The sequence below is a fragment of the Alteromonas sp. AMM-1 genome (assembly GCF_047290655.1).
GTDB lineage: Bacteria > Pseudomonadota > Gammaproteobacteria > Enterobacterales > Alteromonadaceae > Alteromonas > Alteromonas mangrovi.
On the sequence record NZ_JBLBUE010000003.1, the window covers coordinates 1 to 14,331 of the forward strand.

At 49.3% G+C, this 14,331-nt stretch carries 13 protein-coding genes; 3 read left to right on the forward strand and 10 right to left on the reverse strand.

Annotation, left to right across the window (positions count from 1 at the left end):
- From ACLR2L_RS01055 to ACLR2L_RS01095, 9 genes are all read right to left on the reverse strand, one after another.
- Positions 1 to 1,184: cbb3-type cytochrome c oxidase subunit I (locus ACLR2L_RS01055; protein WP_413364952.1), on the reverse strand; the 1,184-nt coding region annotated here is incomplete at its 3' end.
- 9 nt (positions 1,185 to 1,193) lie between these two features.
- Complete coding sequence (gene coxB, locus ACLR2L_RS01060) at positions 1,194 to 2,315, reverse strand: cytochrome c oxidase subunit II (RefSeq protein ID WP_413365093.1); 1,122 nt, start codon at positions 2,313 to 2,315, stop codon at positions 1,194 to 1,196.
- A 693-nt stretch (positions 2,316 to 3,008) separates the two neighbouring features.
- A complete protein-coding gene (gene lexA / locus ACLR2L_RS01065; RefSeq protein ID WP_140957871.1) occupies positions 3,009 to 3,632 on the reverse strand; it encodes a transcriptional repressor LexA in 624 nt (207 codons plus the stop codon).
- 155 nt (positions 3,633 to 3,787) lie between these two features.
- Positions 3,788 to 4,306, reverse strand: coding sequence for a hypothetical protein (locus tag ACLR2L_RS01070; RefSeq protein WP_413364954.1), 519 nt, complete (start codon positions 4,304 to 4,306; stop codon positions 3,788 to 3,790).
- Between the two features lie 50 nt (positions 4,307 to 4,356).
- A complete protein-coding gene (gene tmpT, locus ACLR2L_RS01075) occupies positions 4,357 to 4,989 on the reverse strand; it encodes a thiopurine S-methyltransferase (protein WP_413364956.1) in 633 nt (210 codons plus the stop codon).
- Between the two features lie 40 nt (positions 4,990 to 5,029).
- A complete protein-coding gene (locus tag ACLR2L_RS01080) occupies positions 5,030 to 6,013 on the reverse strand; it encodes an alpha/beta hydrolase (RefSeq protein WP_413364958.1) in 984 nt (327 codons plus the stop codon).
- 154 nt (positions 6,014 to 6,167) lie between these two features.
- Positions 6,168 to 7,469, reverse strand: a complete 1,302-nt coding sequence (locus ACLR2L_RS01085; protein ID WP_413364960.1) for a GGDEF domain-containing protein — start codon at positions 7,467 to 7,469, stop codon at positions 6,168 to 6,170.
- 177 nt (positions 7,470 to 7,646) lie between these two features.
- Entirely contained in the window at positions 7,647 to 9,065 is a 1,419-nt protein-coding gene (locus tag ACLR2L_RS01090) for a PepSY-associated TM helix domain-containing protein (RefSeq protein WP_413364962.1), read from the reverse strand.
- A complete protein-coding gene (locus tag ACLR2L_RS01095; protein WP_413364964.1) occupies positions 9,058 to 9,606 on the reverse strand; it encodes a hypothetical protein in 549 nt (182 codons plus the stop codon). Before ACLR2L_RS01095 ends, ACLR2L_RS01090 begins: the two co-directional genes overlap by 8 nt.
- 294 nt (positions 9,607 to 9,900) lie before the next feature.
- On the opposite strand from ACLR2L_RS01095, the gene ACLR2L_RS01100 reads away from it, so the two are divergent.
- From ACLR2L_RS01100 to ACLR2L_RS01110, 3 genes are all read left to right on the forward strand, one after another.
- On the forward strand, positions 9,901 to 10,311 hold the full coding sequence (locus ACLR2L_RS01100) for a DUF2177 family protein (protein WP_140957878.1): 411 nt from the start codon (positions 9,901 to 9,903) through the stop codon (positions 10,309 to 10,311).
- A 96-nt stretch (positions 10,312 to 10,407) separates the two neighbouring features.
- On the forward strand, positions 10,408 to 12,891 hold the full coding sequence (gene plsB, locus ACLR2L_RS01105) for a glycerol-3-phosphate 1-O-acyltransferase PlsB (RefSeq protein ID WP_413364966.1): 2,484 nt from the start codon (positions 10,408 to 10,410) through the stop codon (positions 12,889 to 12,891).
- Complete coding sequence (locus ACLR2L_RS01110) at positions 12,872 to 13,369, forward strand: WbuC family cupin fold metalloprotein (protein WP_413364968.1); 498 nt, start codon at positions 12,872 to 12,874, stop codon at positions 13,367 to 13,369. The genes plsB and ACLR2L_RS01110 overlap by 20 nt, the downstream gene beginning before the upstream one ends.
- 8 nt (positions 13,370 to 13,377) lie before the next feature.
- Here ACLR2L_RS01110 and ACLR2L_RS01115 read toward each other — a convergent pair whose 3' ends face one another.
- Complete coding sequence (locus ACLR2L_RS01115; protein WP_413364970.1) at positions 13,378 to 14,331, reverse strand: sugar kinase; 954 nt, start codon at positions 14,329 to 14,331, stop codon at positions 13,378 to 13,380.

Below are 14,331 nucleotides of genomic sequence, written 5' to 3' on the forward strand. Positions count from 1 at the left end.
AAGTAGGTATCGTGGTACTGAAAATCCACTGGCGTAATGGCCAACATCAAACCCGACAAACCGCCAATGGTGAACAGCACAATGAACGCCAGTGCAAACATCATGGGAATTTCAAATGTCATGGAGCCACGCCACATAGTAGCCACCCAGTTGAACACTTTTACCCCGGTGGGCACTGAAATCAGCATGGTGGCGAACATGAAGAACATCTCTGCCGCCACGGGCATGCCGGTGGTAAACATGTGGTGAGCCCATACAATAAAGCTGAGCAACGCAATTGATGCAGTGGCGTAAACCATTGATGCGTAACCAAACAAGCGTTTGCGCGCAAACGTAGGCACGATTTGCGAGATAATGCCAAACGCTGGCAGGATCATGATGTATACCTCAGGGTGCCCAAAGAACCAGAAAATGTGCTGGAACATAACAGGATCACCACCACCAGCTGCGTTAAAGAAACTGGTGCCGAAGAATTTATCGGTAAGAATCATGGTAACTGCGCCTGCCAGTACTGGCATAACCGCAATCAGCAGGAACGCCGTGATCAGCCAGGTCCACACGAACAGTGGCATTTTCATCCAGGTCATGCCTGGTGCGCGCATGTTGAAAATGGTCACAATCACGTTAATCGCGCCCATAATGGATGAGATACCCATTATGTGAACGGAAAACACAAAGAGTGCCGTACTGTCGCCGCTGTAAGTAGTAGAAAGCGGTGCATAGAATGTCCAGCCAAACGCCGGGCCACCGCCTTCCATAAACAATGATGCAAGCAGAATAGTGAAGGCAAATGGCAGGATCCAGAAGCTCCAGTTATTCATACGTGGCAATGCCATGTCAGGCGCGCCTATCATCATGGGCACCAGCCAGTTTGCCAACCCGGTAAAGGCTGGCATTACAGCACCAAACACCATGATCAAACCGTGTACGGTGGTCATTTGGTTAAAGAAGTTAGGCTCGACTATTTGCAATCCAGGCTGGAACAGTTCAGCCCGAATAACCATAGCCATCGCACCACCGGTTAAAAACATGATGAAGGCAAACCACAGGTAAAGTGTGCCTATGTCTTTGTGGTTGGTGGTTAATACCCAGCGCATTATACCTTTGGGTATATGATGATCGTGATGATCGTCGTGGTCAGCCGCTGCGTGATCAGGGCTAACAATGTCTGTTGCTTTACTCATGATCCGCTCCTATTGGCCTGTTGCGACGGCATTAACGTCTTTCGGTTGAATTAACTGACCGGTATTGTTGCCCCAGGCATTACGCTCGTAGGTTACTACCGCGGCAATTTCCTTCAGGCTCAGCATTTTGCCAAATGCCTGCATGGCAGTGCCGGTTTTACCGTTCAACACAATGTCGATATGCGCAGTTGGATCGTTTTGAGTAGCAATTACACTACCTTTCAGTGCAGGGAACACGCCTGGCAAGCCTTCACCATTTGGCATATGGCAAGCCGCACAAGCTGCGTTGTAAACTCGCTCACCTTCGGCCATTAGCTCTTCTTTGCTCATGCTCATTGCCAGTAGGCGTTGCTCTTCTTCACGCGCCTCACGTTGTACAGTTTCTTGTTCGCTGATCCAGGCTTCATACGCATTGGGTTCTTTGGCAATGACTACCACTGGCATAAAGCCGTGATCCTTACCGCATAACTCCGCACACTGACCACGGTATACACCGGGCTCATCCACGTTGGCCCAGGCCTCGTTGATAAAACCAGGATTCGCGTCTTTTTTCACCGCAAAATCAGGTACCCACCAGGAGTGGATTACGTCATCAGATGTGATCAGGAAACGCACTTTTTTACCGGTTGGAATCACCAAAGGACGATCAACTTCAAGCAGGTAATTCTCACCTTTCTCGAAGCGATTATTGATTTGTTCGCGTTGCGTGGCGAGCAGGGAGTAGAACTCGACTTCCCGATCCATGTACTTGTAATGCCATTTCCACTGCGAACCGGTTACCAGTACGGTAAGATCCGCTTCAGTGGTATCCTCCATGGCAATCAGGGTTTTCGCGGCAGGCACTGCCATGAATATCAGAATTAAAAACGGAATTACCGTCCAGGCAATTTCCACCTTCACACTTTCATGAAAATTCGCGGGTTTGGCACCGCGGGACTTTCTGTGCAGGTACATAGAAACAAACATGACACCGAACACCACTACTGCAATCCCTACACAAATAGAGAACATCAGCATGTGGAGATCGTATACCTGTCCACTGATTTCCGTTGCGCCGCGCCGCAAATTTAATGCCGACACGTCGTTACTTCCCGCAGCAATCGCTGTCGTTCCGACTACTAACAGAACCAATGCAGTACAGGCTTTCAGTACGCATCTCTCGAGTTGCTTCACTCAACACCTCCGTTAAGGCCCGCCAGCGTCTCACAGACCGCCCCATTGCGAGATAAAGCTTCCAGGCCCTTTATGGTTGTTTTTTGAACTAGCCTTTTAATATTTTGTGCTACTTATGTTATTTATTTGTTAAGCACTGTATAAGAATTACTCATTGTGAGAATTGCGTCCAGTCCTTTTTCGCTAAAATCTGGATTACTGGCTATTTTTCGTCCAAAACGTGCTAATTTTTCGAATTGAGGTGAGTAAGTGTTTATTAACTAATTTTTGGCGAATCAGCGGTTGTTAAAGAGGGAAAAAGAAGGGGTTAATTGAATTCTACCCGCCAAACACAAAAAAACCGGCACTAGGCCGGTTTTAAAAATGCATTATTGTGGTGCAGTGTATTATACCAATTCGCATAGAAGTTTACCCACTCAGCAGCACTGGCAGGCTTTTTAGCTAGGCTTGGTTGCGCAGGTTTGGTGGTTCCAAATCAAGCAAGCGTAACAACGCTAAAAAGTCTGCCAGTGATGCCCGAAGGGAGTGGCCAAAACGACTTACATCTGTGTTGCGCCCTCCGGACATAGAATGACTATGCCTCGGAGTTCGCGTCGTGATCTAAGTCGTTTTGACTCACTCTGAGAGGGCAAACTGCTATGCGAATTGGTATTACATCCAGTCTGCGTTGCGGATCACGCCCACCGCAATACCTTCAATGTTAAATGGCTGGTTCGCCAAATCGACTCTGATCGGTGCAAACTCTTCATTTTCTGCGTGTAACAGCACTTCTCTTCCGCGCTTTTCCAAACGCTTTACTGTTACATCTTCGTCTACCCGGGCTACCACTACCTGCCCATTGTGCACGTCAGTGGTTCTGTGTACTGCCAGCAGATCACCATCCAAAATACCAATATCTTTCATGCTCATACCGTTTACACGCAGCAGGAAATCCGCTTTTGGATGAAACAGGGCAGGATCAACCTTGTAATGTGTTTCAATGTGTTCCTGAGCCAGAATGGGCTCACCAGCAGCAACCCGGCCAATCAACGGCAAGCCCTCTTCCTCTGGTACATCGTCCAGCGGAATATTCAGTTTAATTCCGCGTGAAGTGCCAGGCAGAATATCAATCACACCTTTTTTGGCCAGCGCCTTTAAATGCTCTTCAGCCGCATTGGCTGAGCGAAAACCCAATTCGCGGGCTATCTCAGCACGCGTTGGCGGCATGCCGGTATCGGTCATGGTTGACTTAATAAGGTCGAGTACTTCTTGTTGCCGGGATGTTAGTGGACGCATAAACAGCCTGTTTTTCCATACAGTTAACTGTGAGTATATACAGGTTTACACAAATGGCAACCGGGTTTTTTGTGTGTGGTTAAATATTCTGGCTAAGTTCTGGTTAAAAATGAGCCACGAAGATTGTCTGCGTGTGCAATCCACGTGCACACCGATTACTGTGCCTTCTCTTTATCAATGTGATATCGAAGTATGCGTTCGAACTCGCTTCGCTGTTCCGCCGTGGCAAAACTCTTGCGCGGAAAAACGTGGTAGAGGTATCCGGTTACTTGCAACAACAGGTCAGGCCCCGCCACGCTCACTTTACCAAGCGCTCCCCATTTATGCAGGGTTTCATTGGCGATAGTTTTCTCGAACAGGCCTTCCTCTTTTAGCGTGTACTCGTGTGTGCCCAACACACCATTTGATTCCTTTGACATAATAAGTACGCAACCGATACACCATGCGCTGTACACCAACGTGGCAAGTAAGCCCGCTAACAAGGCACCCGCAATCAGTATTAGCCAGGTGGGCGGTGTGGTAGGCATTCCCCTGGTAAAGCAGATATAAGCAATAACGGCCAATACAACCGCGACCATGTATTTATAGGTAAACGAAGCCATTGCAATGTAGCGGATATTAAACCGCAGCAAATCTGCTTTCGTGATGTGCGTGTGAATAGTGATATTTTCCATCTCTGTCCCTGATAATCACAACAATCGCTTCGGCTTGCTAATTCACTAAATTAACTAATCAGCCAGGCGGATTCCATTGCCGGCACCCTGCCTTTCAGTCCACCTTGTAAGGGTTCACTGGCCAAAACCGGCTGCATTTTCGCGCAGCCATAGAGTTCATGCAGTTCAGCTTCGGTGACCGAAAATGGCGGGCCACTGTGAAGCGCCTGATCGTATTCAAACGTAATTAATAAGTGACGCGCTTCTGGTGCAGTTGTAAGCAGCGTTTTCACGTAAGGCCTGCGCATATCTGCCGGTAACGCCACCAGTGCGGCACGGTCGTATACGGCATCTATTTTACCTATCATTGCCTGGGTGATCGATAACACATCGCCACAGAAAATGGTGATGTCGGTGGCAGCATAACAGGTAAACTCGCCGATTTGTGTTACCTCAGGAACACTACCCAGCTCCTTAAAATACTGCTGCACTGCCGATTCATTCAGCTCAATACCCACCACTTCGCAGCCGCGCTGTAACAGCCAGGTCATGTCTTTGGATTTGCCGCACAAAGGCACCAGCACTCTTTTGCCGTCAGTTAACCCGGCGGTGTCAGCGAAGCGTGTTAAAAAGGAATTGATGTCACGCTGATGAAAGCCAATTTCGCCCCGTTCCCATTTGTCGTGCCAAAACGCATGCTGCATACTGCCTCCTACTACGCTAATACAGACAATTTACTTATTGTTATGGTTTTTTAAACGGATTGTCCAGCACATGCGAGCGCACGGCTGGCTGTACTCTGCCGCCGTCCATTGCATCTATCATATGCAGTAACGCCGGACTGGTAACCTGTTTTATCTCACCAAAATAACTGTGTCCTTTGGGCATATCAAAGGTGTTGTTGAAGTTATCGCAATCCACTTCGTAAACATTCCTGGGCACCTTACTGAGTTCTTCCACCCCGGTCATGCCCAAACGTTTGGAGAGTTGCCGGTTTTTCAGGTTTGCGACTTTGCTGGCAGGCATCGCAAGATCATCGCTGGCATAATACACCACCAGATTACGTGTGACTCTTGGCAGCATAGCGCCGCTTCTGCCAGGTTCAAGACAGTGGTTTACCACGTCAGCTGCCACCATAAACACATTGCGGAACAATAAAGGCACCATACCGGCGTGATCATTGCGCCCCCAGTATTCTATAGCATTGCGCAACACCCGGTTGCCCATTGAGTGTGCCAGCACGTTAATTCGGCGCATACAGGGATCGGGTTTCGCAGCCTCCTCTTTACGCCAGGTATCAAATTTAGACAACATCCTGGAAAAGGCATTGGCGCTGAAATCTGCCGCCTTTTGATCGTCCCAGTAGTCATCCAGCACACTCACAATGGGATCGTCATCACATGGCCATATCAGCGGTACAACCAGTGCAAGATGTTCACTTCGTCCCTTGTTCACGAGCCGCTGTAATTCTTCTGCCCGGTCAAATACATCAGGCTCCATGTTGTTGTTAAAGCCATGTATGTAAAGCAGAACCTGAGTGTTGCGTTGTAGCCCTTTCAGGTACTCGAAAAACGCTTTGCTGCCTATTTCCCGGTAATCGTCTTTACCCAGGCGTTCGCAGAAATACATGTCGGTGCCCGGTCGGGTTACCTGCCGGTCAAAAGCGATTTTACGGTTCACACGTGTACGTGATGACCCTTTAGGTGTACGGTTTGTCGCAAAAAGCATAGTGCCTCCTTGAGCTTGTGTCAGCAGGCGCTACACCGTTTAATTCGCAGTATGACTTCCATGCCTGTCTGTATCGTGGATGAATTTACCTTAGCAAAGGTATGTAATGAGTATAGGCGTTGTAGCTGCGTTTGCTTAGCAAATTGTGGTAGTGTTAATCCGCCAACACGACGCAGTTGCGGCCAATCTCTTTAGCGTGGTACAGCGCCTTGTCTGCGCGCTGAAACAATGCATCAAACTCTTCCAGGTGATTCGAAACCGCAACACCAATACTGGCAGTGACCGACAGCGTTGCTTTGCCGGTCTGAATATCCAGTTCCTCCAGCATAGTACGGATCTTTTCGGCAATAAGTTGAGCTTGTTGCAGGCTGGTATCCACACAAAGCAGGGCAAACTCTTCGCCGCCCCAACGCACCAAACGGTCGTTCAGGCGGACATTCTTAAACAGGGTTTCGGCACATTGCTGAAGCACCTTATCGCCAGCATCATGCCCATAGGTATCATTCACCCGTTTAAAGTGGTCCAGATCGATCACCAATAACGCCGTATTTAACTTTAGTCTGCTATCTGGAAACAAATGCCTGAATTCAAGGGCAAAACCACTGCGGTTTAGTGCGCCAGTAAGCGGATCGTGACTGGAAAGTGTTTTGTAGTGTTCAGACTCTTCCTTCAAATGACTGGAAAAATGGGTAAGTTGAGACAGTCTGTTGGCATCATTGGCCAAACGCGCCTGCTGCACTTTCAACAACCTGCCAAGAAAAATCACGTTAAACACCAGCCAACCAACTCCCACAATGGCGTACCAGAAACTCACCGGTAGCCATTCTCCTTGCAGGACAATCTGGTCGACCCGCAATGTATGTTGCCCGGCCAATAGCGGCGGAGCCACGTCAAACACCACATCCAACTGAGGGGTGGTGTTTTGCAGGTCAAAAAGGTTCATGTCTGATAAGTGCCAGGCGCTGGCAGGGATCGTTACATCCGCTAATTCCCCCTGTTTACTAAAAACGTAATCGAGACCTGTTAGTACCTCATTGGCATAGTGCTGTTCGCTGGGTGGGACGTAGGCGTGCAGTTTTACACGAAGACGCTCATTCGGGCCGGTGTAACTCAGGTAAAACGTGGCTGTGCGATACGCGGAATAATCCACCGCAGCTTCCGGTGGTTTCACTTTAATACTCGCACCGCAGTAACTGCTTTGGTCGGGATTAACCACCTCACACACAAAACTCAAATCCTGCTGTGATTGCCAGTTTCCTTGTGTGTTACCCCCGTTTTGCCCGTCGTGAAAAACATAGCTTTCATGCACGTAGTAGGGCACTAATGGCAAGGTTTTTTCCGGTAGTAACTGATGTCCCCACAACGCCAAAACGGCCACAACGGTAGACAGTGTTAGCAACTGATACAGTTGAGACACAGCAGCCCTCACCGGGGAATGCAGCTTGCTATCATTCATAATGCAATACAGCCATCGGCATGCTCAACGCGTGTCAACCCGCCTAACATTTGACTTAAGATTGCTTAACTTTTAACTAGTGCGGAATATTTGTCAAATAGCAGGCCAGCAAATACAGGCCGAGATGGGACGGCGTTGAGGGTGTGCCCGGCATAAAGCCGGGCAGGTGGTGTAGTGCTAGCTTTGCTTGTGCGCGGAATAGCCGGTCCAGAGTGCAATGAGCAGTAACGGAAGATTGATTTGCAGAGCAGCACTGCTAAAACCCGCTTCGCCAAACACTGCAAAATAGACCAGCAAAAAGCACAGTGTCAGCAAACTAAACGCCTGTTTTAGCTGTCTGGTAACATGCTGTTGAGATTTAGCCGTTAATGCCAGCACGCAAAGCCCACATAGCACCACCCAAAAACTCAGCGTAGGTGACAGGCTAACAGCAAAATACGCAGCAGCACTGGCCACCAGCGCGCCGGGCGTTCCCCATACCAATGCTGGCCATAACAGGTTTAAGGCGTCCTGTGTTTTGCGCTTTTTCAACCAAATATTCATGCCGGTTGCTGAGATAATGGTAAGCATCATACCCAGAATAATGAACAGCACCTTGCCTGGCATCCCCCAAAAATCACCAAAGTGAAGGCGATAAACCGACCATAGGATCTGCTTGCCACCGTCGCCCGCACCGTATCCGGAGACACTGAGGAATTGCCCGGCTGAGTTGTACTGGTAGTTTTCTGAATAAGTGAACCTACCCGGCTCTTTTACAAAAAACTCAATAAACTGCTGTGGCGTACCTGGATCGTGAATAGCGAAGAAAATCAGATTATTCCGATCTATTCGCTCGAACAAATCGCGCATAGCCTGACCAATTTCTGGTGGCGCGACTTCTTGTTCCAGTACCGGCTCAGGTGTAAACACCTGGTCGTAAACAGCCTGATTGTCACCACCATAAAAGGCCTGCGAAATAATGGTAACCAGAATACCAGCCAAACCAAAATACGCGCCGGTTACCGCTATCATTAAGTGAAATGGCGTGCCCCACACACTCAGGCGATTGTGCAAATCAATGTTACTTTTCAGGCCATCGCCACCTGCGCGGAATCGAAATGCATCCTTTACTATTCGAGGATGCGCCAACAAACCCGACACAATTAACGCGCAAAGCAGCGCGCCACAGGTACTCACGAAAATCATGCCAAAGGTGGCTGGCAAGTGAAGATACATGTGTAAATCGCCCAGCATGCGTGTCCAGGTAACGGTTTCCTGCTCAATGAGATCGCCGTTGGCATCCACGAAATGCGCAGTGTTGTCGTCTTCCATGACTAATCTGGGGATCCCAGAGCCCGGAAACACAAAGTAATAGTGATGCGTGTCTGCGGTATAACGCTGCGCGAATTGGGCATAGGCCTTTTCTACCTGCGCAATAGAGAAGCTGTCGGATTCCTCGATATAAGGCTGCTCCCAGCGCTCAAACTCCAGATGCAGCACCGCTACTGTACCAGACAAGCAAATAAGATACATAAACGCACTTACCAGCAAGCCGAGCCAGGTGTGAGAAGCCAATGAACGCTTACTTAAACTCTGTGTGAGGGGTTGTTTAGCCATGTGCCACTCCAAATAAATACAGCGCGGCCACGGCAGCCAACACGACTGAAAACAATATGTGACGTAATTTGTGCTCAGACATAACATACCAGTAAGCTAGTACGCCCCATACCAGCGGCAGAATGATCACGCCGGTAGCCATTTGCTTTGGTTCGGAAATGGGTAACTGATAAACCAATGCCACCACAATTAAACTGAATGTCACCATCTGTACAATCAACACATACAAAATATGCCAGCTGGTTAGCGCAATAGCTTTACCCTGCCATTGCCATTGGTGTGGGGGCTTGTCGGCATCAGGTTTTGTCTTTTCTGCCTTCGCATGACGGCCGATACCCAGCCATACCATAATTGCCGGTAAACACAACCCAACGGTTATGCCAAACTCTGTTCCCAAAGCATTACACCAGGCAACAATACTGACTGCGATGCCAGCCCAGCCGGCATATGCCCAACGCTTTTTTTGCGTAGCCCAGCCAATATAGATGGCGTAACAGGCCAGCGCACTTAAGGCCACAGAGACAAATAGTGTCGTGGTCATAGGTACCTTTCGATCATGCTATTTCGATAAAAAATGTTGCCACCAAAGCAGACAGCCCTGCGGCATACGTTCATTCCGGCGTCCAACGCTAACAGGATACGTTACACTCCAGGCTCATGAATAAATAACGCAAACGATAATAATTAACGTTTACAAAATATTCAATGGTAGTAACCGTTTAAAATTGTTCAATAATCCTGTATTTTGGCTACTCACGAATGATAAAAAGCCATTCTATTCACTCAGTGACTATTTTCTAATCAACCTTGCCCTTGCTTGTAAAAGGAAAGTGGGATGATCAAGCCTCAGCAGCGCTATTTATTGGCGTATGGCGTTATGTTGCTAACCTTTGCCATACTGGACGGTGTTTGGCTGGGCGTGGTTGCCAAAAACCTGTATGCATACAGTTTGTCAGGTCTGCTAAGAAGTGACTTAATTGTTTGGCCCTGGATAATTTTTTATCTGGGCTATTGTGGCGCTATATTGTATTTGGCGGTGATCCCAAGCCGGCGTTATCGCCTTACCGCATTTGTGCGCGGCGCTGTATTAGGTGCAGCAGCTTATGGCGCTTATAACCTTACGTGTTACTCCATTATTGCCGACTGGCCAATTCCCATTACGTTAATCGACTGGATGTGGGGTACTACCGCCACTGCCCTGGTCAGTATTTCTGGTGCCATGACCTTTCGGTATACTGATAAATAACTTCAATCTGATAGCCTAATGCCATTCGTGTTAAGCATTGTATAAGGATTTCGTGCTACACTACGCGGGATTTTTATTGCACAGGATTTATTGTTCATGTCTTGGATGCGTCAGGCTTTGCTTAACGTGTTTCGCTTACCGGTAAAATGGCTGGTTAGCACCAAAAGCACCCCCGCGAATGTTGAAGCGGAGTTGGGCATAGACAAATCACGGCCAATTATTTATTTGCTGCCAACCAATTCACTTACGGATCAGCTGGCACTGCAAATGTCTGCTGAAAAACTCGGCCTGCCCAACCCAATGGGACAGGTAACGCTGGCTGACCGGCACTATCCGGCCAGTTTGTTCTTGCGTCGAACCGCACCGCTGTTTCGCAAGCACGCCAAAGAAACCGATATAGAGCACGTATTTGCCGAGCTGTTCCACCTTCATCGCGATCACAGCAATATTGATGTGCAAGTTGTGCCAGTTTTTGTTTCCTGGGGCAGGGCGCCAGACAAAGGCAAGCCAGGTATTGCCGATTTAATAACCGATGTTGCTGCACCCAGCTGGCTTCGCAAATTTTTTATTGTGCTATTTTTGGGCCGCGATAACTTTATAAGTTACAGCAAAGCTGTATCTTCGCGCAGCATGGCCAATCAGCGCGGCACGGATGAAACCATTGCACACAAACTAGTGCGGGTCGCCAGCACCCACTTCCAGCGCAAACGCCAGGCTATGACAGGGCCAACCCTGTTAGACCGTCAGCAACTAAACAATGCCGTACTGGGCTCTGAGAGTGTTAAGCATGCTATAGCCGAAGAGAGCCGTTCCAAACGCATTCCGGCAGATAGAGCAAAAGCCCTGGCCACCGAGTACATTCAGGAAATAGCGGCTGACTATCGCGAAGGTCTGATCCGCTTTGGTGATCGCCTGCTCACGCGGATTTGGAACAAAATTTACAATGGTATACACGTCGGTCACGCCAATCGCATTCGCGAACTGGCCAATAACGGCCATGAAATAATCTACGTGCCTTGCCACCGCAGTCATATGGATTATTTACTACTCACTTACGTGATTTATCACGAAGGATTAGTAACGCCGCATATTGCCGCCGGTATTAACCTGAACTTCTGGCCGGTTGGCGGCATTTTCCGCCGTGGCGGCGCCTTCTTCCTGCGCAGGAGTTTTGCCGGTAACAAGCTATACACCGCGGTATTCCGCGAATACCTGGAACTGCTGTTCAGAAAAGGCTATGCGGTGAAGTACTACCCGGAAGGCGGACGAAGCAGAACAGGGCGCCTGATACCGCCGAAAACCGGCATGCTGGCAATGACCATTCAGGCTGCGGTAAAGGGCATCAACCGTCCGATCAGTCTGGTACCGGTTTATATTGGCTACGAAAACGTGATGGAAGTGAAGAGTTACCTTAACGAGCTAAAAGGCAGTTCGAAGAAAAAGGAATCCAACCTACAGGTATTCTCAGCCATCAGTAAGCTGAAAAACTACGGCCACGGGTTTGTGAATTTTGGCGAGCCGCTTAGTCTTACCCAGTTTTTAGATACCCAAGCGCCAGACTGGCGTAAGTGCCAGTTGGACAACCCCGATAAAAAGCCTGCCTGGTTAACACCAACCGTGAACGGCCTGGCTTCAGAACTCATGACCCGGGTTAACAGCGCCGCAGCTATCAACGGCATGACATTAACTGCCCTGTGCTTACTGGCTTCCAAAACCCAGACCATGAGTAAACAGGAACTGCAGCAGGCAATGCAGGATTACCTTACGCTATTTGCTAACGCGCCTTACAGCAGTGATGCAACCCTGCCTGAAGAAGACGCAGCGCAACTATTGGCTAATACGCTTAAGCTCGAGCGCTTACAGGTAACTGAAGACAGCTACGGAACGCTCATCAGCCCTCAGCCGGGCAACGCTGTTTACCTTACCTACTACCGCAACAACATCATCCACTTGTTTGCCTTACCTGGTGTGATCATGAAGGCGGTATTTGCACACCAGAAAATTGAAAGAACCAGCATTCTTCAATTAATCGCCGCGCTGTATCCACTGCTACAACGCGAGTTGTTCATGCATTTCTCTCAGGATGAAGCCCTGGCTTACACCTCTGATCTGATTGATGCCTTCAAGCAATCCGGCATGCTGGTGCAACGCGGTAGGTATCTGATGCCACCCGATGCCGACAGCCCCCAGTTTCATTCCAGCTGGCTGCTGAGCCGCTGCATGCAGGAAACCCTGCAACGCTATGCCGTGGTGTTAACCCTGTTGAAACGTGAAAAGGTGATTAGTCGGGCGGAACTGGAGCGCGAGAGTAAAACAGTAGCCGAACGCTTGTCGAAGTTGTATGGCATGCATTCCCCTGAGTTTTACGACAAAAATGTACTGTCGAGCTTTATCAGTGCCTTGCGCGATAACCATTGGCTCGATAGCGGTGAAGGCGGCAGTCTGAAGTATTCAGAGGAAGCGTCTGCGCTGCGTCGCGACGTTATTGCGCTGGTGTGGCCTGAAATAGCCCAACACCTGGAAAAGGACATTTTACATGCAGATGGCAGGGAGCTAGGGAATGACGATCCAGCGATTTGATCAGGAAATGATTGCCGAATTGCGGGCTCAGGCAGAAGCCAGCCCGCGAAGAAGGGCACATAAGAACATTCATTCTGATTACCAACAACCCGTGCAGCGATTGTTTGTTTGCATGCTGCCCGATTCCTATGTTCGCCCACACCGGCACAGTCAGCCCACCAAGTGGGAGTTCTTCCTGGTAATCGAAGGCATGCTTGAACTGCTGTTCTTTGATGAGCAGGGCGAATTAACCGAACGGATTGCACTGGGCCCAACCAGTGATTGTTTTGGTGTAGAGATCCCGCCTAATACCTGGCATGCCACTGTTTGCCATGCACCGGTTACCTTTGTAGAGGTAAAGCAAGGCCCCTACGAAGTGAGTGATGACAAGGATTTTGCGCACTGGGCACCGGCGGAAAATACGGCGGGTGTTGCTGAATTTGTGGCTCGCATGAAGCAGTTGCGACCAGGGCAAAGCGCGCAACGTAAAGCGGGCTGAGCAGTCGACTACTCAGCCGCGATAACTTCGCCCGATGCATTGCGGTTTGTGCGATTTGATAAGCTGGACTGATAATAATCAGCAGGCACAATTGCACCTTTGGCCCCAATCACTACACCCGCGACGTCGGCTCCCATGGTTGCTGCCACTTCGCTTGAGTACCCAGCCAGCCTGGCGGCAATAAAGCCACCAATAAAGGCATCGCCTGCCGACGTAGTATCAACCACCTTATCCACGGGATTTACCGCAACGGAAGTGTGTTTACCCTGCTGATAAATTTCAATGTTGTCGGCACCGCGCTTTAACACGATTTCGTCTATATTCAGGTTGTGCAGGTAGCGTACTATGGCGTGTTCATCAGAATGTGAGAACAGTGCAGCGTGATCATCGCCGCCGGGAAAGGCCAGGTCACACGCAGCATAAAAACGGGTGATCCAGTCACGCGCTTCCTGTTCAGACACCCACAACAGTGGCCGGTAATTGGGGTCGAACACTATGCAAGCACCGCGCTCCCGGTAGCTAGCCAAAGCACGCAATAATTGTTCGCGCTGCGGCACATCTAATATCGCAACGGTGATCCCCGAGACGTACACCATATCAAAGCAGGTATCGGGCAGTGTAACCAGGTTAAGCAGATTACGCGCCGCGGAGTGACTGCGCCAGTAAGAAAAACTGCGCTCTCCGCTGTCATCTGTACTCACCAGATACATGCCAACCGTATGCGTGCGACTACGGGCAACATAGCGGGTATCGAGCCCTTCCAACTGCATGGTATCAATCATTTGCTGACTTAACGCATCATTGCCCACGGCAGTAACATAACTCACCACACAATCGGGCAAATTACGCTTTAAATACACGGCAGTATTGAAGGTATCGCCAGCAAACCGTTTATTCAGGGTATGCGGATCCTTCGGCGAGAGCTCTACCATGCACTCGCCTATGATTAAACAACTTGGCAT

What these genes read in the sequence shown, in the direction of transcription:
- ACLR2L_RS01100 (WP_140957878.1), top strand. Translation starts at nt 9,901, where the DNA reads ATGATCAAGCCTCAGCAGCGCTATTTATTGGCGTATGGCGTTATGTTG.
- ACLR2L_RS01080 (WP_413364958.1), bottom strand. Translation starts at nt 6,013, where the DNA reads ATGCTTTTTGCGACAAACCGTACACCTAAAGGGTCATCACGTACACGT.
- tmpT (WP_413364956.1), bottom strand. Translation starts at nt 4,989, where the DNA reads ATGCAGCATGCGTTTTGGCACGACAAATGGGAACGGGGCGAAATTGGC.
- ACLR2L_RS01070 (WP_413364954.1), bottom strand. Translation starts at nt 4,306, where the DNA reads ATGGAAAATATCACTATTCACACGCACATCACGAAAGCAGATTTGCTG.
- ACLR2L_RS01115 (WP_413364970.1), bottom strand. Translation starts at nt 14,331, where the DNA reads ATGCCAAGTTGTTTAATCATAGGCGAGTGCATGGTAGAGCTCTCGCCG.
- plsB (WP_413364966.1), top strand. Translation starts at nt 10,408, where the DNA reads ATGTCTTGGATGCGTCAGGCTTTGCTTAACGTGTTTCGCTTACCGGTA.
- ACLR2L_RS01095 (WP_413364964.1), bottom strand. Translation starts at nt 9,606, where the DNA reads ATGACCACGACACTATTTGTCTCTGTGGCCTTAAGTGCGCTGGCCTGT.
- ACLR2L_RS01090 (WP_413364962.1), bottom strand. Translation starts at nt 9,065, where the DNA reads ATGGCTAAACAACCCCTCACACAGAGTTTAAGTAAGCGTTCATTGGCT.
- lexA (WP_140957871.1), bottom strand. Translation starts at nt 3,632, where the DNA reads ATGCGTCCACTAACATCCCGGCAACAAGAAGTACTCGACCTTATTAAG.
- ACLR2L_RS01085 (WP_413364960.1), bottom strand. Translation starts at nt 7,469, where the DNA reads ATGAATGATAGCAAGCTGCATTCCCCGGTGAGGGCTGCTGTGTCTCAA.
- ACLR2L_RS01110 (WP_413364968.1), top strand. Translation starts at nt 12,872, where the DNA reads ATGACGATCCAGCGATTTGATCAGGAAATGATTGCCGAATTGCGGGCT.